The sequence below is a fragment of the Singulisphaera photorubra genome, assembly GCF_045290345.1.
In the GTDB taxonomy this organism is placed as follows: Bacteria; Planctomycetota; Planctomycetia; order Isosphaerales; family Isosphaeraceae; genus Singulisphaera.
Genome location: NZ_CP155447.1, coordinates 10,478,250 through 10,497,315 on the forward strand (window position 1 = coordinate 10,478,250; position 19,066 = coordinate 10,497,315).

Genomic DNA, 19,066 nt, shown 5'->3' on the forward strand with positions numbered 1-19,066 from the left:
GTCAACGAATCGGGTTGTGGACGGTGATCAACTTCGAGCCATCGGGGAAGGTCGGCTCGACCTGGATCATCGAGATGATCTCGGCAACGCCTTCCATGACATCGTCACGGCCAAGGATCTCGCGGCCGGCGCTCATGATCTCGGCGACCGACTTGCCGTCGCGGGCCATCTCCATGAGCTCCGCCGTGATCAGGGCGGTCGCCTCGGGGATGTTCAGCTTCAGACCGCGATCCTTGCGGGCTCGGGCCACCTGGGCGGCCACGAAAATCATCATCTTGTCACGTTCTTGGGGCGACAAATGCATGGGCAGGACTCCATGAGTCGATTGGTTCAAGAGGTCGACGATAATCGGACACGGCAGTCCGATGCATTGTTTGTGATCAAGACGACGATGCGGCCGGGTCGCGAAAGAATTTGCGATCGAGCCAGCCGAACGCCAGCACCAGCCAGGTGGCCAGGACGAAGGGCGCCGTCAGGGCGGGAAGTCCGAGCTTGGGGACGAGTTCGGTGATCGGAACCGAGAGCAAGATCCCCAACAGCGGCGGGATCAGCGACCGCTTCGAGAGGAAGAGGGCGACGGCCGCCAGCGTCGCGTTGTAGCCATAGAGCCCGAGTTCGACGTTCTCGAACAACGACCGATCGACGAGCCGCTCCGGATCGAGCGCGCGAACGGCCGCGGTGGCGTGATAGTTCCCCACCAGCATCCCGACCAACGAGCCCACCAGCACCCACGCGGCGTGTCGCCAGTCGCTCAACGCGATCCCGACGAGAAAGAGCAGCCCCGTCCACACGCTCGCCTGGAACATCACCTGGCTCACGCCATGGCCCACGGTGCCGACGAGGCCGACCGGGCCCAGCGGATCGCCCGCCGCGACCTGGGGCACCTTCAAGGCCAACCCCAGGAAATAAATCACCCAGGTCAGGACAATAAACGGGGAGGTGTAGGTCGGAAACGGCACGTAACGCCGCATCAGCCGGGTCACGGGCGCCGCCGCGACAGCGCCGGCGACCAGCAACAGGATGCTCGCCGCCCCCGGCTTGAAGAAGAAGAGCGTAGCAATCCCAACCAACGTCGAGTTGAAGCCGTAGATGCCGGCAGCCACCTCGGCCTCGTCGAACTTGAGCACCTTGGCCGTCACCGCGCCGAGCGCCGCTCCCACGAGTGCGCCGAGCGCCATCAGGGGCGAGCTCAACGCGATCCCGACGAGAAAACAGCCGCCTGTCAGGGCGTTCTCCTGAAAGAAGACCTGGCCGATTCCCCGAAGCACGGTACGAAGCGGAGCGGGAACAGCGCTGTCCGAAAACGAAGACATGGGCGCGGCACTCACACGAAGAAAAGGGATGTTCGAGGAGCACGGATTGAGAGAGAGAAGGAATATAGGACTGCGCCAGACAGTTCGCTCGGAATTTAGAGCGAGGCCATCGGACACTTAATTCCTTTGACGTCTTCACCTTCTATCAAGAACGGGGGATAGAGTCCGAGACCCCAGCGACCCGTAATTCGCACACTGACGGGAGCATTTTCTGGATGCGTTTCGGGGCAAACCAACGGTAAGAGTTCCCCACTTCGCGACACTCCCAATGCTCAATGCGTCGTCCGGGCCCGAAGCTGTCGAAAAAATCGTAGACGATCGCCAGTGGGATGGCTTGGGGGTCCAAATCGAATGATGTCAGGCCGGGCCCAGTCGCGCCAGACCGTCCAGATTGTATATTGTTTCACGCTGGCACTGTGCATGGAGGTAATCTGGGGGGAGGATCTCTCGGACTCTCGCAGATCCACAATCCTGCGGCGTATCGGGCCAGCGAGGTCATGTGCTCGGATCGACTGTCTCTTGAGACCCTCTGGGGCGCAGCGATGAACGAGGCGGTTCGTGTTCTCACGGCGATCGAGCAGGGCGACCGTCAAGCGGCCGAGCAATTGCTCCCCTTGGTTTACGACGAACTCCGCCGACTGGCGGCCCGGAGACTGGCGCACGAGTCACCAGGCCACTCACTCCAGGCGACGGCCTTGGTGCATGAGGCCTACTTGCGGCTGGTCGGCACCGCTCCGGGGAGCCGATGGGACAGCAAGGGGCACTTCTTCGCCGCCGCAGCCCAAGCCATGAGGCGCATCCTGGTCGAAGCCGCGCGCCGCAAGGCCAGGCAGAAGCGAGGAGGAGGGCTCCGTCGGACCGACCTCACCGAGGTACCTGCACCCGACCCGGACGAGGATCTCCTCGCCCTCGACGAGGCTCTGAACCGGCTGGCGACCGAAGACCCGGTCGCCGCCAAGGTCGTCGAGCTTCGTCAGTTCGCCAGCTTGGGGCACGAGGAAATCGCGGCCGCCTTGGGCATCACCGTCTACCTCGCTCGCCAGAAATGGACGTACGCCCGAGCCTGGCTCGGCGAAGTTCTCGGAGAGTAGTCATCAAGTAGCGACTGCACGACCACTCGTGGTGTGCCGAAGCAACCGCGCGAGCCGAGGCCCGCTCCATGCCGTTCGATCCCCATCGTGTTCAAGCTGTGTTCCTCAAGGCCGTCGAATGCCTCGAGCCCGAGGCGCGCGCCGCCATCCTGGATCGCGAGTGCGCAGCCAACGCCGATCTGCGAGGACGGGTCGAAGCGCTCCTAAGGGCCAGCGAACTGCCCAATCGTCTGCTCGATCAACCCATCGTCGGTCCCGCCGGCAACGACTTCATGTCTCTCGTGAGTGCAGCGGGAGACAAGCTTGAGGGCACGGAGGCCGAAGCACCGGAAGGCGCATCAACAGGGTCGGCCCCGGGGATCGAACGCCTAAGGGTCCCCAACGGTTCTGGTCGCGGCTCGGAAGGCGATCCCTCCAAGATTGGTCGCTATCGGATCGTCCATCGGCTAGGCCAGGGTGGGTTCGGGCAGGTGTACCTCGCGCGCGACGACGAGCTCGACCGCCCGGTTGCCATCAAGATTCCAAATCCTGAACGGATGACCCGCGCTGAAGACCTGAAAGCGTTTCTCGTCGAGGCCCGCATCCTCGCCAGGCTCGACCACCCCAATATTGTGCCGGTCTTCGATGTGGGTACCACGGGCGGCGGACTCTGCTTTGTCGTGTCGAAGTTCATCGAAGGCAGTGACCTGAAGGCCAGGCTCGAACAGACGCGACCAACCTGGCGCGATTCGGCGGAATTGGTTGCGACGATTGCCGACGCCCTTCAGTATGCCCACTCTCAAGGCCTGGTCCACCGCGATATCAAGCCCGCCAACATTCTGATCGACGCATCTGGTAAGCCCTGCCTGTCCGATTTTGGGCTCGCCCTCAAGGACGACGACTTCGGCAAGTCTGGGGACTTGGCAGGTACGCCCGTCTACATGAGTCCCGAGCAAGTCCAGGGCGAGGGCCACCGGGTTGATCGGCGATCCGACGTCTTCAGCCTCGGCATCGTCCTCTACGAGTTATTGACCGGAGTTAAGCCATTCCAGGGCGATTCTCTCCTGGAGTTGATCGCACAGATCTCCTTTGCCGAGCCACTTCCACCCCATCTGCTCGATCAAACCATCCCCCCGGAACTGACCCGGATCTGCCAGAAGGCCCTCTCGAAGCGCGCGTCGGAGCGGTACAGTCTCGCTCAGGAGATGGCGGAGGAACTTCGCCTATTCCTTCAATCCACAACGGACGCGGCCTCGCGCCTCGGCTCCACGTCCTCCTTCAAGCCCCCCACCAGTTCAGACTTTCAAGGCGTCCCACCCCGACTTTTCCCTAGTCAATCGGGAGCCGGCCTGCGCCTTCATCAGATCGTGCCGAAAGGGCTCCGATCCTTCGATAAACATGATGCTGACTTTTTTCTCGAGTTGCTTCCGGGGCCTCGGGACAAGGAGGGATTACCCGACAGCATCCGATTCTGGAAGCGAACCATCGAGCGGGTTGCCCCCGACCCGACTTTCAAGGTCGGGTTGATCTACGGTCCCTCGGGATGCGGCAAGTCGTCGTTGGTCAAGGCAGGGCTTCTCCCCCGACTCGGCCAACACGTCCTGCCGGTTTACCTCGAGGCGACGCCTGACGAGACCGAGGCCAGCCTTCTCAACGGTTTGTTGCGAGCGTGCCCCGAACTCGACCGAGAATCGGGTCTGGTCGCCGCGCTGGCAAGCCTCCGGAGGGGCCGCATCTTGCCCCCTGGACGGAAGCTGTTGCTTGTACTGGACCAGTTCGAGCAATGGCTGTTTGCGAAGCGGAGTGAGAACACGGAATTGTTAGCGGCCCTTCGTCAGTGCGACGGCGAGCGTCTCCAGGCAATCGTAATGGTGCGTGATGATTTCTGGATGGCGGCGACCCGATTCATGAGGGGCCTGGAGATCCGCCTCATCGAAGGTGAGAATTCCATGGCCGTTGACCTCTTCGACGTGGACCACGCCCGAGAGGTGTTGGCGGCATTCGGCCGCGCATTCGGCAAGCTGCCCCGGATGGCGTCGGGCCAGTCGCGCGAGCAGAGGGATTTCCTTGAAGAAGCCGTGTATGGACTCGCGGAGGATGGCAAAGTTATTCCCGTGCACCTGGCCCTGTTTGCCGAGACGATGAAGGGCAAGGACTGGAACATAGCCACACTTTTAGAATTGGGCGGCACGAAAGGCGTGGGCGTCAGATTTCTAGAAGAGACATTCGGCGGCCCGACCGCACCTCCCGAGCCTCACGATCATCGGAAAGCCGCCCAGGCGGTGCTGAAGGCACTGCTCCCGACCCGCGGCGGCGATATCAAGGCCAAGATGAAATCGCGTCAGGAATTGCTCGAGGCTTCACGGTATGCCCATCGCCCGGGCGAATTCGACGACCTGATCCGAATGCTCGACCAGGATCTTCGCCTCATCACGCCGATCGACCCCGACCGTTCCCCAGTCATGGGACAATCCAAGACGAATTCCAGCGAATGTCTCTATCAACTTAGTCATGATTACCTGGTCCAATTGCTACGGGACTGGTTAACCCGCGAGCAGGGAGGGAGTCGTCGAGGACGGGCGGAACTGCGGCTGACCGAACGTGCGTCGCTCTGGAGTGCCCGGACGGAAAACCGGAACTTGCCGAGTTCAGCCGAGTGGTTAACCATCCGGTTGCTGACGAACCGCCGGGACTGGACCGGGTCGCAACGCCTGATGATGGAGCGTGCGGGGTGGGTCTATGGGCGGAGGGCGCTCGGATTGGTCATCTCGGTCTGCTTGATCGCCTGGGCCGCGATCGAGGGCTTCGGCGCACTTCGGGCTTCGACCCTGCTGGAGTCGCTCCACAGAGTCGCCACCCCGGACGTTCCGGCGGTCGTCACTCAACTCGCGAGCTACCGCCGTTGGGCAGATCCTCAACTCGTGAGTGCGATCAATTCGACCGACGACGAGAGTCGGGAGCATCTGCACGCCAGCCTCGCCCTGCTCGCGGTCGACGCCACCCAGATTGATTACCTCTGCAAGCGCCTGCTGTCGGCCACTCCCAGCGAGTTCCGAGTGCTTCGCGATGCGCTGGAACCCCATCAATCCGCGCTGAGGCCGCGGCTCTGGACCGCGCTCCAGCAAGCGAACCCGGGCGATGCGAGCCTGCTTCCCTCAGCCGGTGCGCTGGCAAGCTACGACCCGGGTAGCGCCCAATGGGAGGACGTGGGGAGCAAGCTGGCCCAATCGCTTGTGTCGGTCAATGCGATTCATCTCGGCCCCTGGATCGATGCGCTGCGTCCCGTTCGAGCCAAACTGTTGGATCCGATCAACGCGGTCCTCCAGGATCAGAAACGACCTGAGTCGGAATATACGCTGGCGACCTACATCCTCGCCGATTTCGCCGCCGACGAACCTGCCCAACTCGCCGAGTTGCTCATGGTCGCTGGCCCGAAAGCCTTTGTGAGCCTCTTCCCGAGTGCTGCAAAGTGGGCCGGGAAGGTCATACCTATCCTCAAAGCCGAACTCGCCAAGAACATCACGGAATACTGGAATGATCCCCCCTTCAAACCAGGGTGGACGCAACCAGAAACGGCGCTCGTGAACCGGATCGAACAGGCCCATGGGATGGTCACCGCGCGGTTTGCATTCTGTCAGACCATGCCCCTGGACGAGTGGATCACGACGGCTAAAGGTCTCCGCAACTCAGGATACCGTCCCGTCCGATTGCGCCCTTTTGCCGATGATAAGTTGGTACGTGTGGCGGCGGTCTGGACGCGCGATAGGCAAAACTGGCGATTCTCGTCAGGTCTCACTCCCGAGGAGGTTCGACGACAGGACGACCAGAACAGGGAAGACGGGTTCCTTCCTGTCGATGTCGCCGGATACCAGGGGATCGGGAATTCAGGAAAGTCAGCGGACCAGCACTCCGCCCTCTGGGTCGAGAAATCCGGAGAGGATGACGCCCGAATGTACGTGGGAACGACTGCCGGCGAACAGGAGGAAGTTCAGCAACGATTCCGAGAGGCGGAGTTGATTCCCAGGACCTTACATGCCCTGAGGGGGACGGAAGGCCCCTCAACATACTGCGGTGTTTGGGGGCGGCCGGCCCGAGCGGGCATCGAAGGTCAGGCATATCGAGACCAGTCCGACGAGGACTTCGCACAATCGCAAACGAACCTGAGCGAACAGTCGCTCATCGATGTGTCGGTCAGCCAGGCGCCCGCCGGGACCACGAATGCTGGCGACCCCGATCATCACTATTCCACGGTATGGAGTAGTGATTGGAGATTCGAGGCAACTTCGATCCACGGTCTCGATCCCAGCGCCCACTGGCGTGAATGCCGGGAAAGAATCGCCGAGGGTTACCGCCCGGTCTCATGGTCCGCCGCAAGCCACCCCGCGAGCGACGGTCGGCCGGTGACCGCCTCGGTCTGGCACCGGCCGGTGATCACGGATGAGGCCAAAGACAATCTCGCGCAACGTCAGGCACGGGCTGCGGTCGCGCTGGCGCGATTAGGGGAATCGGATGAGATCCTGCCTTTGCTCCAGCACAGCGCCGACCCGCGACTGCGCAGTTTTATCATCAACTGGCTCTTTCCCTTGGGAGTCGATCCGCAATGGATTGTCACCGAGCTCGATCGGATCGATCCCATCGCCGGGTCAACGCCCGGTCAGAAACGCCAGCCAATGGATGAGATTCTGTTCCACCGTGGGACCTCGCAACGGCGAGCGCTGATCCAGTCGCTGGGAACCTATGGCACACACGTTCTGACTACCGAGGCGGGGAAACCGCTGATCGGGAAACTCATTGAGCTCTACCGTGACGATCCCGATGCGGGCATTCACGGGGCGACGGAATGGACCCTTCGGCAATGGAAGCAGCGGGCCAAGCTCAAGTCGTTGGATGCCGAGTTGATGAAGCTCAACGATTGGGGTGACCGGCGGTGGTACGTCAACGGGCAGGGACAGTCCTTCGCTCTCATCGAGGGACCACTCGAGTTCCGCATGGGTTCACCGCCGGCTGAGACTGAACGCATCCCCGGGAAAGAACCCCTCCGTTCCGTGCGAATCCCTCACCGGTTCGCGATCGCTGCCAAAGAAGTGACCGTCGAGCAATTCCAGCACTTCTTGAAACTCAGTGGCACCACGACTGACCGCTACCACGCTTCCGCCGCCTTCCTCGCCAAATATAGCCCCGATCCCCAAGGGCCATGGGTCGATCCCGACTGGTATATGGCGGCCCACTACTGCAATTGGTTGAGCGAGCAGGAGGGTCTACCGAGGGACCAATGGTGCTATATTCCCACAGAAGGAAGTGTCTATAGCGCAGGGATGTCGATCCCCGCCGACGTTTTGGAACGCACCGGCTATCGGCTCCCCACCGAAGCCGAATGGGAATACGCATGCCGTGCCGGTGCGGTCACCAACCGTTATTACGGTCATTCGATCAACCTGCTTCACGCCTATGCTCGGTTTCAAGCCAACAGCGAGGAACACGCCTGGGTTTGCGGGAGCCTGCTCTCGAACGACCTGGGATTATTCGACATGCTGGGAAACGTGGTGGAATGGTGTCAGGACAGCTCGAACGCCGCCGGAACCCGATCGAAAACGATTCATGCCATTGAAATCAATTCCTCTGAGATCGTTGCTGAAAATGTCCCGCGAGTCCTGCGTGGCGGGACGTTCGTGAATCGCCCGGCGATCGTCCGCTCGGCATATCGTCTCTGGGACGCCCCTTCGGGCCGGTACACCCTCAATGGGTTTCGCCCATGCAGGACCTGGAAGTCACCAGTGCCGATGCCCTCGAGATAGACCTCATCGCGCTTCCACCGGAGTTGAGAACCAGTGGTTAGGGGCGAGCCCGGTCGAGTCGAGGAACCAGGGGGGGGCCGAGGGCCCCCCGGTCCAGCTCCCCGCAAGCCGGAGCGCTTGCTGGGCAAGGTCCGCCGTGATCGCCGTCGGGTTGCCCGCCCACCGCAGGCAGATGTCACCCGTGTCGAGACGGAACACCGAGCGGCGGAATAACGGACCGGCTTCGGACTCGGGGACAACCTCGGGAGTCGGTCCGGAAACGAACAGACTCGCCGTGGCCAACCCCCCACCGAAGTACCAGGCCGCATCCTCGGCCGACCACGGGCCGTCCCAACGGAACCGATCGCGGTAGATCAACAGGCCCGCGCGGCGAGCCTCAAAGTCCTGCACGATCCGCTCGAACTGGAACCGCTCCGACAGCGCGCCTCGGTTGTACCGGCCCGCGAACCAGATGTCGCCCCAGATCAAACGCGCTCGCGGCGCCAGTTCCACACGCGCACGTTGGTAGTACCGGCTCCCCTGGAACGGGATCGCCGGACCGGGCAACACCACCAGGCAAGCGTCATCTTCGACCTCCACCGCCCACTGCTGCGTCGCGAAGCTGGCCAGAGCAGGGTGCACCCGCGTCGCCGACTGACCGGTTACCAGCGACCGCGTCCCCGCCCGAGCCTTCAGCTCCATCAGGTGGCCGTCACCGTCCATCAGGCCCGCGGTCAGGTTGATCAGGTACAGCAGCGACGCCGGCTCACCGTCGATCACGAATGGAGGCATCAGACGAACCGGGACCTGCTGGTAGCAGGTCCCCAATCGAGTCTCCTCACCCACCCGGACCAACTCGATCCGTGCTCCGCCCACCCGCGCGCCTGATGCTCCTTGGCGCAGAGTCCTTGGAACTCGGGAGGCGTCAGGAGTTCGTCACGTGTGATGCGAGTTGCTCGCGCACCCACTTGATCACCTCCTCGACACCTTCCTTCTCGCGGAGGCTGATCATCAGGAACGGACGCTCGCCCCGCATCTTGAGGCTGTCCCGACGCATCACGTCCAGGTCGGCTCCCACGTACGGTGCGAGGTCCGTCTTGTTGATCACGAGCAGATCGCTGTTGCAAATGCCTGGACCCCCTTTGCGGGGGATCTTGTCCCCCTCGGCCACGTCGATGATGAAAATGAACCGGTCCGCAAGCTCCCGCGAGAAGACCGCCGTCAGGTTGTCACCACCCGACTCGACCACCACCAGCTCAAGCTTGGGAAATTGACGCTGAAAGTTCGCCACCGCACTCAGGTTGGCGCTGGCGTCGTCGCGGATCGCCGTGTGGGGACACCCCCCCGTCTGAACCCCGACGATCCGCTCCACCGGCAGCACGTCGCGGCGAGAGAGGAACTCGGCGTCTTCATGGGTGTAGATGTCGTTCGTGATCACCGCCAGGTTGATCTCGGGCCAGAGGTGGCGGCAGAGCGACTCGACCAGGGCCGTCTTCCCCGAACCGACTGGCCCGGCCACCCCCAGGGTGAAGACCTGACGCGACGGACCGGCGTAGCGGGCCGGCCCAGGACGGCCCATGTGGTCGTGACCTGGGTCCTTGTGAAATGCGACGCCCCACGAAAGGGAAGGGCGCCGACGGCGGGGGCGGGCGAACCGAACCCCCGCGTCCGACCCATCATCAAGACCGGAACATCCGAGCATAGAGTCGAGTTTGCTCATCGCAGAGGATCTCGTAGTGAGGGCAACCGGCGCCGGCCGTCTCGGCAGCGCGGCTGCCGAGGTCGGGAGCCAGGTCGCGGATATCGTCATGGACATAGGCCAGCACTTGCTGGCCGTGAGTGTGGCCGATCGGGATCGCGCGGACACCGGCGCCGATCATACCCAGCGCCGCCTGGTGCAGGTAGGCCGTCAGCACCTCGTCGGCCGCGCCCCCCGCAAGCGCTCCGAGCAGCCCGAACGCGATCGGGTGGTGCCAGCCGGCGGAGCGGTCGGGCTGCCCGTCCATGAGGGTCGCCAGGCCCGTGGCGCACCAGGTCCAGGTCGCCCCCAACGCCAGAAGTTGGTCGCCCATCTCCCGGCTGGCGATCCGGGTCGAAGGGGGAATAATCGACGTTTCGGCCATCTGATTCAGGGTCAGCAGATCGACCGCAAGGCCGGCGTGGGCCGCGCGACAGGCCGAGGCGACGAGCACCCCCTCGAGCGGACCGAGCGACGTCCGCAGCCAGCGCCGGGTCCATTTCTCGAGCGTCTCGGGATCGTGGACCAGCCCGCGCGCGATCGCCGTTTCGAGCCCCCACGAATGGGTATAACCGCCGATCGGCAGGGCCGAATCGGTGATCTGAAGCAAGCGGAGATTCATCGCGATCTCTTGGTCCTTGAGAGCGTACACGAAGCCAAGCGGTCTCGTCGGGTGGGCACGGCCCACCAGGTTTCGCCCCCGAGGAGGCACGATCACCACCTCGCGCCAACCCCATTGTTAGAAGACCTGGTGGGCCGCGCCCACCCGACGAGAGGGATCACACGCACATGCACAAATTCTTGTCCCAGGAAATCCAGATCCACAATGGTTACTGGCCAACCGGACCGGTTTTTCCTGGGATAACGATCAAATCCGACGCCAGGGGAGGGGAGTCCGGGCCAAGGCAATCCCTCGGCCCGGACGGCGACGGCTGCGTTCAAAAGAGGAAATACCGCTGCGCCATCGGCAGCACGTCGATCGGCTCGGAACCGACCTTCTCGCCGTCCACCCACACCTGGTAAGTGTCCGCGTCGACCCGAATCTCAGGCGTCGCCTCGTTGCGGATCATGTCCTTCTTGCCCACCGTGCGGCAGCCTTGCACCGCCGCAATCTCACGCTGCAGACCGTAACGTTCCGCCGCACCGTTGTCCACGGCCGCCTGAGACACGAACGTCAGGCACGACTTCGACAACGCCCGGCCGAACGCGGCGAACTGAGGACGGGGGTAGACCGGCTGCGGGGTCGCGATGCTGGCGTTGGGATCGCCCATCTGGGCGGAGACCAGCAGGCCCCCCTTCAGCACCAACTCGGGCTTCACCCCGAAATACTCCGGCTTGTAGAGCACCAGGTCCGCCAGCTTCCCGGACTCGATGCTCCCCACGTGCTGCGCGATCCCGTGCGTGAGCGCAGGGTTGATCGTGTACTTGGCCACGTAACGCTTCACGCGCTCGTTGTCGTTGCGGGCGCTATCGCTCGACAAAGCACCCACTTGAACCTTCATCTTGTGCGCCGTCTGCCAGCACCGCACGATCGCCTCGCCGATCCGACCCATCGCCTGAGAGTCCGAGCTCATCATGCTGATGATCCCACGGTCGTGGAACACATCCTCAGCGCCGATCGTCTCGGCGCGAATCCGGCTCTCCGCGAACGCCACGTCCTCGGGGATGTTCCGCGACAGGTGATGGCAAACCATCAACATGTCAAGGTGCTCGTCAATCGTGTTGACGGTGAACGGACGAGTCGGGTTCGTACTCGAAGGCAACACGAAAGGCAGACCCGCGATCTTGATGATATCCGGGGCGTGCCCGCCGCCCGCCCCTTCGGTGTGGAAGCTATGGATCGCACGACCCTTCATCGCCGCGATCGAGTCGTCGATGAAGCCGGACTCGTTGAGCGTGTCGGTGTGGATCGCGATCTGGATGTCGTACTTGTCGGCCACCGTCAGGCTGGTATCGATGACGGCCGGCGTAGTTCCCCAGTCCTCGTGGAGCTTCAAGCCGCAGGCCCCGGCCTCGATCTGGTCGTGCAACGGCTTGGGCAGGCTGCTGTTCCCCTTGCCGAGCAAGCCGACGTTGACCGGCAGGCCCTCGAACGCCTGGAGCATCCGCATGATGTTCCAGGGGCCCGGCGTGCACGTCGTCGCCCAGGTCCCCGTGGCCGAGCCGGTGCCGCCGCCGATCAGGGTCGTCACGCCCGAGGCGACCGCCGTCTCGATCTGCTGGGGACAGATGAAGTGAATGTGGGTGTCGATCCCGCCGGCCGTGACGATCCGCCCCTCACCGGCGATGATCTCGGTGCCCGGCCCGATGACCAGGCGGGGGTCGATGCCACGCTGGGTCAGCGGGTTGCCCGACTTGCCGACGGCCACGATCCGGCCGCCCCGGATCCCGATGTCCCCCTTCACGATCCCCCAGTGGTCGATGATCACCGCGTTGGTGATCACCAGGTCGCAATGTTCCGGACCCATCGGATCAATGACCGGGCATTGGTCCTGGCCGTCGCGGATCGACTTGCCGCCACCGAAGATCGACTCCTCACCGTAGTCGACATAATCGTGTTCGATCTCGATGATGAGCTCGCTGTCGGCGAGCCGGATCCGGTCGCCGACCGTCGGACCGTACTTGCCCGCGTATGACTGTCGAGAAAGACGCACACTCATCGATGGATACCCCTTACCAATTCGGGATGGGATGGTTCGAGTCGACGCGGATCACTCCGAGGTGGTGCTGCAACCAAAGCCTTCGTCGACGCATCGCTTCAAACTGGTCTGTCGCGTGTAGGGATCATCGAGCCGACCCGACACCAGACCGTTGAACCCGTAAACCTTCCGACGCCCGCCATAGGGGATCAGCCGGACTTCTTTGACGTCGCCCGGTTCGAGCCGCACCGAGGTCCCGCTCGGCAGGTCGAGCCGCATGCCGTACGCCTTCTCACGGTCGAACACCAACGCCCGGTTGGTCTCGAAGAAATGGTAGTGCGACCCGACCTGAATCGGCCGGTCACCCGTATTGTTGACGCTGAGCGTGACGACTTCGACGCCGGCGTTGAGCTCGAGGTCGGGCCCATCGAAGAGATATTCGCCCGGAACCATGGTTTTCTCTCCCAAGGGGATGGATGGCAAGTCGGGGAACTCGGATTCGATCATCAACGAATCGGGTTGTGGACGGTGATCAACTTCGAGCCATCGGGGAAGGTCGGCTCGACCTGGATCATCGAGATGATCTCGGCAACGCCTTCCATGACATCGTCACGGCCAAGGATCTCGCGGCCGGCGCTCATGATCTCGGCGACCGACTTGCCGTCGCGGGCCATCTCCATGAGCTCCGCCGTGATCAGGGCGGTCGCCTCGGGGATGTTCAGCTTCAGACCGCGATCCTTGCGGGCTCGGGCCACCTGGGCGGCCACGAAAATCATCATCTTGTCACGTTCTTGGGGCGACAAATGCATGGGCAGGACTCCACCAGTCGGTTCAGGGAAACGACGGAACGCGTACATGAGCGGGTGCGGCAGCCCGACGCTTTGCCCCCCGTCAAGTCGACGACGAGGCCGGGTCGCGGAAGAATCTTCCATCGAGCCAGCCGAACGCCAAGACCAGCCAGGTCGCCAAAACAAAGGGTGCCGTCAGGGCGGGAAGACCGAGCCTGGGCACGAGTTCGGTGATCGGAACCGAGAGCAAGATCCCCAACAGCGGCGGGATCAGCGACCGCTTCGAGAGGAAGAGGGCGACGGCCGCCAGCGTCGCGTTGTAGCCATAGAGCCCGAGTTCGACGTTCTCGAACAACGACCGATCGACGAGCCGCTCCGGATCGAGCGCGCGAACGGCCACGGTGGCGTGATAGTTCCCCACCAGCATCCCGACCAACGAGCCCACCAGCACCCACGCGGCGTGCCGCCAGTCGCTCAACGCGATCCCGACGAGAAAGAGCAGCCCCGTCCACACGCTCGCCTGGAACATCACCTGGCTCACGCCATGGCCCACGGTGCCGACGAGGCCGACCGGGCCCAGCGGATCGCCCGCCGCGACCTGGGGCACCTTCAAGGCCAACCCCAGGAAATAAATCACCCAGGTCAGGACAATAAACGGGGAGGTGTAGGTCGGAAACGGCACGTAACGCCGCATCAGCCGGGTCACGGGCGCCGCCGCGACAGCGCCGGCGACCAGCAAGAGGATGCTCGCCGCCCCCGGCTTGAAGAAGAAGAGCGTAGCAATCCCGACCAGCGTCGAGTTGAAGCCGTAGATGCCGGCAGCCACCTCGGCCTCGTCGAACTTGAGCACCTTGGCCGTCACCGCGCCGAGCACCGCTCCCACGAGTGCGCCGAGCGCCATCAGGGGCGAGCTCAACGCGATCCCGACGAGAAAGCAGGTGCCCGTCAGGGCATTCTCCTGAAAGAAAACTTGACCGATCCCCCGCAGAGTCGTACGAAGCGGGGTAGGGACAACTTCATCCGACAACGAGAACATATCAGCTCGATTCTCGTATTTGGGTGATGAGATTCCATTGGACCCCGAATGGAGCCAATGACGCCCCGGTCTAAGAAACCCGGTAATTTCCCGCCATGGGGAATACCGCCCCGCCCCTAGAATTGCATGAGGGGGACGGCTCCAATCTTTCTGCCTTTTCCGCACCGACTAACCGAAATGACACCTGAGTTGCGCTCCCTGGCGGCCACGCCACGGGATGAACTCCCGCAGACCTCCCGGAACGGCCCTGACCCCGAACTCCGATTCTGCGTAACCCCCACATCCATTTGCAAGTTGAGACAACATCTCAACAGTGATACCAGCGAGTTGCCGTAAGTCAATCACTTAATATCAGGAATGTTTTAGGGACGGTCGCTAGATTCCCGGGTTTACCACCCGGCCCCGGTGCCCGGATCCATGCACCCTGTGCCTTTGCAACAGCATCCGTTTACTTCGGAAATTCAGGTTCGCGTCAGGGGTGTTCCCAGACGAAGCGAAGCACGCATCCGGGTGGCGTGCCCCGGTTTGACGGAGTCTATCAATCGAATGCCAAATTCCGAATGATCGAGCATCGCCAAGCCGCCCGGCACACAGGCACGACCTCCATCCCTCGTCAGAATGAACCGAACACAGAACCCAGCACAATGATAGCAACCAGCGAGATGATTACACTGACGATCACAGTCATCACCATGTCGAAATAGCTTTCGCGATGGGTCAGTCCGCTGACCTGAAGCACCGTCAGGACTGTGCCATTGTGGGGAAGGGCGTCGAGCGTGCCGGAGCCGATCGTGGCCACGCGATGCATCAGCGCAGGATCGATACCATGCTCCACGGCGAGTCGCAGATATGTGTCACCAAGGGCATCGAGCGCGATCACCATCCCGCCGGAGGCTGAACCGGTGAGCCCGGCGAGGATGTTCATGGCGGCGGTGAGCGAAATTAGCGGCCCTCCCCGGATCGACAGCACTGCGTCGCGGACCACCGCGAACGCGGGCATGGCCGCCACCACCGCGCCGAAGCCTACGAGACTGCCGACCGTCAGGACCGGCAAAACCGAGGAATTAGCGCCGGCGTCCATGCTCTCGCGCAGGGCGGGCAGACGCCGGTAGTTGACGATGACAATGGTCAGGGTCCCAACCGCGAGCGCGATGGCGACCGACCATGTACCGGCCACGGCCCCGAACGTGGTCCCGCCCCACACTGGCTTGGCGAGAAACGAAAAATCAAGGCGAGGGAGCACGACCAGCGACATCAGGAAATTCATGGCGATGACCACAACGAGGGGCAGTATGGCGAGTGCGAAGGAAGGCTCGCTGTCGCCGCGCTTGCCATGGCAGATCTCGGCCGGATCGAAATCGCCTGCCGCTGTCACATGCTCACGAATCTTCTCGTCGACGGCAGGAGCAACGTCCGAATCGCTGCCATAGCCCTCGCCGGCCGTGCGTGCGGCCGCTTCGGCACGACCGAGCCACCACATGCCGAAAGCCATCGTGATGATCGACGCGATGATGCCGAGACCGGGAGCCGCGAAGGGCGTGGTTCCGAAGTAAGGCATCGGAATGGCGTTATTAATCGAGGGCGATCCTGGAAGCGCCGACATCGTGAACGTGAACGCACCGAGACAGATGGTCGCCGGCATCAGGCGGCGCGGGATATCCGCGGCGCGGAACATCTTCTGCGCCATGGGGACCAGCACGAAAAAGGCAACAAAGACGCTCACGCCACCATAGGTGACTACGGCTGAGGCAAGCACGACCGAGAGCATCGTGCGGTGTGTTCCCAACCGATCGGTCAAGTACCCCGCAATCGAGGTGATCGAACCGCTGTCATCCATGAGCTTGCCGAACAATCCGCCAAGCAGGAACAAGGGAAACCATTGCGCAACGAAGCGGGAAGTACTGCCCATAAAAGTCTGCGTCCAATGGGCGAGTAGCGGCTCGCCCGACATTGCAGCAGCCAGGAGAGCAGCCGCCGGAGCCACCAGCAGCACGCTCCAGCCTCGAAAGGCTAGCCACATCAACAGGGCGAGCGCGAGCAATATCCCAAGGAGTCCCACTGTTTTTTCCCTCCATTACCAGTTCAAGATCGCCGGTTCAGTTACCTCCCAAGGCGGTCCGAGTACGCGGCGCGGAACGCGACAGTGTACCGCCTGGGGACGATGGAAGATCAGCTTGATCTTCCACTTCGGAGGCTGGTCGTTCATCGACCACGCCGCAGTCAGACGGAGCGTTTGCCTGAAACAAAAAAAAGGGCCGATCCACCCTCGCGTGAATCGGAGCCGGAACAACGGCGTCCGATCACAAGGACGTCGGGGCCGAGGCCTCACCAACCAAGTAAAAAAGTAGGCATAAATGACAAATCATCAAAACACAATCATCAACTACCCAACAATAAGAAGCCTCGAGATCTCGACCATGCCCGGCAATCCACTGCACTCAACTTCAGCCAGGCACTAACCCACTGGCTCAAGCAAGCGACGCCCTGGCGGATCCGATCTCTGCCACTCGCCAACACGACAGCCATTTCAAGGGAGCTTCACGTAATCTCAGCCAAAGCCCCCCCAGGCGGATCGGGCCGATTCCTAGGGGGGGGATCATACGGAAGCGACCCACGCGATCGGCGAAGATCGCGTGGGCCATTCGGTTCGGTCGCGGTCACCGCGGGGTCATTCGTAGACCTTGACCAGACCGGTGTGTAGTTCGTAAACCGCGCCAACCACCTTCAATTCCCCCGCCTTGGCAAATTTCGATAGGATCGGGTCGAGCGCCTTGAGCCGCTCGACGCCCTTCTCGACATTGGCTCGGGTGACGTTCTCGAGCTTGTCGCCAGGGTGTCCTTTCACGGCGTTGACAGCCACTCGAATCGGATCGATCAAGTCGCCGATCGACCCGGGCAGGACGTCGTTGGCATCAATGTGCTGGATGGCCGCCTTCACCGCTCCACACTTAGTGTGCCCCAACACAATGATCAGCCTTGCGCCAAGTTCGGCCACCGCGAACTCGATACTCCCCTTGACGATCGGCCCCGCGCCGCTGACGACATTCCCCGCCGCGCGCACCACGAAGAGGTCACCGACTCCCTGGTCGAAGATCAGTTCGGGAGCCACGCGTGAGTCGGCACACCCGACGATGACGGCCAGGGGCGCCTGCCCCTCGGCGAGCGCCAGGAAGTCCTTCGGGCTCCGTCCCGGGTGGGCGAGTTGCCCCTTGACGAACCGCTGGTTGCCCTCGAGCAACTGGGCCAGCACGGCGTTCGGGTCGCGAGCCGGGGCCGCCTGGGCGGCCGATGGGAGGGCCAAGCCCGCCGCGCTGGCGGCAAGCCCCGTAACCTTCACGAACTCACGGCGAGACAAACGATTGGGAGATCGCATCGATTCATTTCTCCGAGAGCGGGGTGCGGGCTCAGCGAGCCCACCTTGGGCCCGGGCGGACGACCGCTTGGTGCGGTACAACTTCCACCGAGCATGCCCCCTTGGCCTTGAACGCGACTAACAAAAAGAAGTCCGCCAGGTCCTCAGCCAGTCCCCCCGCGCCTCCCAGTCCGCGTTGCAGCCGCCATATCTGGGAGTCGAGGGGGGCGGAGGCCAGCATTCCAGAGGCTGCCAGAGACCGCCGTTGCAGAGCGTCTCGACGTGGCTGCTACACCAAATGGGGATCGGCTTGGCGTCGAATGACGCGTGGATCAGGCCGCAATCAAGGCGAGCGTCTGCTCCGGCACATCGGACGGTTCGGGTTGATGAATCCCGATCGGCCGTAGTCCCCCTGAGTGACCACGTTGAGTCGTAGGTACTCTAAAGCACGCCGGACCAAGTCACAACTTTCGAGGTCTCGATTCTGAAAAGAATGGGATCGGAATCTCGATGGCCGGAACGCCAGGGGGATTTCCAACGGGGGGCCGCCCGTGCGACAGGAAGCAGGTCGGCCCCACAGTTGGGTTTCATGACAGGCAATTGGAATTCACGTGAGAGGCAAGGAAATGAGCCCGAAGTCGTCCGGGCGGGCGGCACGGTTGGGAGGATCCCAGCGGACGGGCCGCCCCTCCCGATTCAGATGACCTGGTCGCCCCCAAAGGAGGTTTGACCTTTGGGGTCGAGCCGTCCGAGAAGACTCTCGATCGCCCGTTCCAGTTTGTCGCAAGCCTCGACGATCGACTCGTCCAGAGTGGCCGCCTCATGGGTCACGACAATCGGTTGGCGGCCGGCGAGGCGAGCCTCCAACAGGCAACGCTTGTCAGCGCCGCCTTCCCTGGGGCCGTTCACATCGGCGAGGTGAACCTCCACCCGGGTAATCTGGTCCGCGAACCGGCTCAAACCACGTTCCACCTCGGCGGAAACCTTCGCGAAAAACTCGTTACTGCCTTTGATATGATTGTCTGTATTGACTTGGATTTGCATAACTATTTCCTCGCCCAATGCGACACACCAGAGCTGTTTCCTGCATAGCGATGATTCCGAAACCTCCGGTGAATATCAATGCTAAAAGGGCGGAGCCCCGGCAAATTCGTCGAGATTTCGTCCTTGCACCGTTTTAACTGTTCCCTTGTGTCGGCTCCGAGCGAGCCGGCATGCGAGTGGCGAACTACTTTTCCGAATTCGCGTGTGGAACCCGAGCGTTCCGCGCCGGTGCATGCCCCCATCGCGATTGGGGCCTCCGCCCCCTCTTGTATCCGAAATGATCGGCAATTCTGGTTGGCCGATGACCCGATT

14 protein-coding genes are annotated in these 19,066 nt (G+C 62.6%); 2 read left to right on the forward strand and 12 right to left on the reverse strand.

The features are described from left to right. Position 1: 1 nt before the first annotated feature. Together V5E97_RS39120 and V5E97_RS39125 are read right to left on the reverse strand one after the other, a co-directional pair. The gene (locus V5E97_RS39120; protein WP_406696968.1) at positions 2-304 is read right to left on the reverse strand and encodes an urease subunit gamma; all 303 of its coding nucleotides are present in this window, start codon (positions 302-304) and stop codon (positions 2-4) included. 76 nt (positions 305-380) lie between these two features. Beyond that, positions 381-1,313 carry an urea transporter gene (locus tag V5E97_RS39125; RefSeq protein WP_406696969.1) on the reverse strand — a complete coding sequence of 311 codons (933 nt, stop codon included), beginning with the start codon at positions 1,311-1,313 and terminating at the stop codon, positions 381-383. Positions 1,314-1,810: 497 nt separating this feature from the next. Here V5E97_RS39125 and V5E97_RS39130 point away from each other — a divergent pair, with 497 nt between their 5' ends. Both V5E97_RS39130 and V5E97_RS39135 read left to right on the forward strand, forming a co-directional pair. Continuing rightward, positions 1,811-2,404: an ECF-type sigma factor gene (locus V5E97_RS39130; RefSeq protein ID WP_406696970.1), complete on the forward strand. Its 594-nt coding sequence runs from the start codon at positions 1,811-1,813 to the stop codon at positions 2,402-2,404. A gap of 68 nt (positions 2,405-2,472) precedes the next feature. Then, positions 2,473-8,178, forward strand: coding sequence for a bifunctional serine/threonine-protein kinase/formylglycine-generating enzyme family protein (locus V5E97_RS39135; protein WP_406696971.1), 5,706 nt, complete (start codon positions 2,473-2,475; stop codon positions 8,176-8,178). A 3-nt stretch (positions 8,179-8,181) separates the two neighbouring features. Here V5E97_RS39135 and V5E97_RS39140 read toward each other — a convergent pair whose 3' ends face one another. The 10 genes from V5E97_RS39140 to V5E97_RS39185 form a co-directional block, all read right to left on the reverse strand. Next, positions 8,182-9,033, reverse strand: a complete 852-nt coding sequence (locus tag V5E97_RS39140) for an urease accessory protein UreD (protein WP_406696972.1) — start codon at positions 9,031-9,033, stop codon at positions 8,182-8,184. 49 nt (positions 9,034-9,082) lie between these two features. Beyond that, the gene (ureG, locus tag V5E97_RS39145) at positions 9,083-9,736 is read right to left on the reverse strand and encodes an urease accessory protein UreG (RefSeq protein WP_406696964.1); all 654 of its coding nucleotides are present in this window, start codon (positions 9,734-9,736) and stop codon (positions 9,083-9,085) included. A gap of 100 nt (positions 9,737-9,836) precedes the next feature. Then, complete coding sequence (locus V5E97_RS39150) at positions 9,837-10,517, reverse strand: urease accessory protein UreF (protein ID WP_406696965.1); 681 nt, start codon at positions 10,515-10,517, stop codon at positions 9,837-9,839. Positions 10,518-10,833: 316 nt separating this feature from the next. Beyond that, on the reverse strand, positions 10,834-12,555 hold the full coding sequence (gene ureC / locus V5E97_RS39155; RefSeq protein WP_406696973.1) for an urease subunit alpha: 1,722 nt from the start codon (positions 12,553-12,555) through the stop codon (positions 10,834-10,836). Positions 12,556-12,606: 51 nt separating this feature from the next. Beyond that, positions 12,607-13,041, reverse strand: coding sequence for an urease subunit beta (locus V5E97_RS39160; protein ID WP_406696974.1), 435 nt, complete (start codon positions 13,039-13,041; stop codon positions 12,607-12,609). Beyond that, positions 13,041-13,343, reverse strand: a complete 303-nt coding sequence (locus tag V5E97_RS39165) for an urease subunit gamma (protein WP_406696968.1) — start codon at positions 13,341-13,343, stop codon at positions 13,041-13,043. Before V5E97_RS39165 ends, V5E97_RS39160 begins: the two co-directional genes overlap by 1 nt. An 82-nt stretch (positions 13,344-13,425) precedes the next feature. After that, on the reverse strand, positions 13,426-14,358 hold the full coding sequence (locus V5E97_RS39170) for an urea transporter (RefSeq protein WP_406696975.1): 933 nt from the start codon (positions 14,356-14,358) through the stop codon (positions 13,426-13,428). Positions 14,359-14,971: 613 nt separating this feature from the next. After that, positions 14,972-16,417 (reverse strand): GntP family permease, encoded by a 1,446-nt coding sequence (locus V5E97_RS39175; RefSeq protein WP_406696976.1) that lies wholly within the window; start codon positions 16,415-16,417, stop codon positions 14,972-14,974. A gap of 609 nt (positions 16,418-17,026) precedes the next feature. Further along, on the reverse strand, positions 17,027-17,731 hold the full coding sequence (locus tag V5E97_RS39180) for a carbonic anhydrase (protein ID WP_406696977.1): 705 nt from the start codon (positions 17,729-17,731) through the stop codon (positions 17,027-17,029). A 675-nt stretch (positions 17,732-18,406) separates the two neighbouring features. After that, the gene (locus V5E97_RS39185; RefSeq protein ID WP_406696978.1) at positions 18,407-18,754 is read right to left on the reverse strand and encodes an HPF/RaiA family ribosome-associated protein; all 348 of its coding nucleotides are present in this window, start codon (positions 18,752-18,754) and stop codon (positions 18,407-18,409) included. Positions 18,755-19,066: the final 312 nt, after the last annotated feature.

Bases quoted from the DNA above. Each gene is read 5' to 3' on its own strand.
- V5E97_RS39120 (WP_406696968.1), bottom strand. From the start codon at position 304: ATGCATTTGTCGCCCCAAGAACGTGACAAGATGATGATTTTCGTGGCC.
- V5E97_RS39125 (WP_406696969.1), bottom strand. From the start codon at position 1,313: ATGTCTTCGTTTTCGGACAGCGCTGTTCCCGCTCCGCTTCGTACCGTG.
- V5E97_RS39130 (WP_406696970.1), top strand. From the start codon at position 1,811: ATGTGCTCGGATCGACTGTCTCTTGAGACCCTCTGGGGCGCAGCGATG.
- V5E97_RS39135 (WP_406696971.1), top strand. From the start codon at position 2,473: ATGCCGTTCGATCCCCATCGTGTTCAAGCTGTGTTCCTCAAGGCCGTC.
- ureG (WP_406696964.1), bottom strand. From the start codon at position 9,736: ATGGGCCGTCCTGGGCCGGCCCGCTACGCCGGTCCGTCGCGTCAGGTC.
- V5E97_RS39150 (WP_406696965.1), bottom strand. From the start codon at position 10,517: ATGAATCTCCGCTTGCTTCAGATCACCGATTCGGCCCTGCCGATCGGC.
- ureC (WP_406696973.1), bottom strand. From the start codon at position 12,555: ATGAGTGTGCGTCTTTCTCGACAGTCATACGCGGGCAAGTACGGTCCG.
- V5E97_RS39160 (WP_406696974.1), bottom strand. From the start codon at position 13,041: ATGATCGAATCCGAGTTCCCCGACTTGCCATCCATCCCCTTGGGAGAG.
- V5E97_RS39165 (WP_406696968.1), bottom strand. From the start codon at position 13,343: ATGCATTTGTCGCCCCAAGAACGTGACAAGATGATGATTTTCGTGGCC.
- V5E97_RS39170 (WP_406696975.1), bottom strand. From the start codon at position 14,358: ATGTTCTCGTTGTCGGATGAAGTTGTCCCTACCCCGCTTCGTACGACT.
- V5E97_RS39180 (WP_406696977.1), bottom strand. From the start codon at position 17,731: ATGCGATCTCCCAATCGTTTGTCTCGCCGTGAGTTCGTGAAGGTTACG.
- V5E97_RS39185 (WP_406696978.1), bottom strand. From the start codon at position 18,754: ATGCAAATCCAAGTCAATACAGACAATCATATCAAAGGCAGTAACGAG.